We start from the raw sequence: 946 nt of genomic DNA on the forward strand, positions 1-946 counted from the left end.
AGCTCCTAACGGGAATGCTCTTTTCTTATAGATCCGCTCCGGACGTCCGACCGATCCATAGACAATATCGGCTAGCACTTGTCCCGTGGAGACAAGGTATTCTAAATATCGACGGGCGGTCGTCCGGCTTGTGCCAATTTGCCGTCCGACTTCTTCGGCCGTCACTCCATCTTGACACCGTTTCACAACCATCAGCACTTTTTCAAGGGTTAGCGGCTGAATGCCTTTTGGAAGCATAGGCTGATCCCTAACCGGGGCCTCCCGCCCGATCAGTTTGTCGACATCCTCTTGATCGATCCACTCTTTTTCTTTCATCCACTGCTGCATTTTATCATAATATTCTTTATATCGATGCAAGGTTTCGGCAAATCGATCAAACATAATCGGCTTGATAATATAATCAAACACCCCGCCATGCAGCGCTTGTTTCAAGGCATCCACTTCTCGTGCTGCTGTGATCATAATAATATCGATATTGGAAAAGCGTTCCCGAACCCATTTTAAAAAAGAGAGGCCGTTCATATCCGGAAAATAGACATCAAGCAACAACACGTCGGGTTGCAGCACCTCTGTCAATTCACTTGCCTCTTCGGCGTTCGTGGCAATGCCGACCACTTCATACCCATTCACTTTCTCGACAAAGCGCCGATTAATTTCAGCGATGCGGCGGTCGTCTTCAATAATAAGTACACGAATCATCCCCCCTGCTTCCCTCCCTCCGAAATATTGATGCATAAAGGTGTAGAGGCCTTTTATGGGAAATGCTTTCTTTCAGCATGGGTTGGCACGGCCCGACCGCTTCGGAATAATGACGGTAAACACCGTTCCCTCTCCTTGTTTCGACTGGTAGGTGATTTGCCCACCAAGCATCGCCAGCGCCTTCTTGACAAGATCAAGCCCATACCCACGGAGGCCGTTGGCTTTGGTCGAAAAGCCGCGGTCGTAT

2 protein-coding genes are annotated in these 946 nt (G+C 49.0%); both read right to left on the reverse strand.

Annotated elements, in window-relative coordinates:
* Nucleotides 1-699: response regulator (locus VU18_RS16030; RefSeq protein WP_047758516.1), on the reverse strand; the 699-nt coding region annotated here is incomplete at its 3' end.
* Nucleotides 700-771: 72 nt separating this feature from the next.
* Nucleotides 772-946, reverse strand: a 175-nt coding sequence (locus VU18_RS17695; RefSeq protein WP_236687442.1) for an ATP-binding protein, incomplete at its 5' end; no start/stop codon positions are given.

The organism is Geobacillus sp. ZGt-1, assembly GCF_001026865.1.
Taxonomy (GTDB): Bacteria; Bacillota; Bacilli; order Bacillales; family Anoxybacillaceae; genus Geobacillus; species Geobacillus thermoleovorans.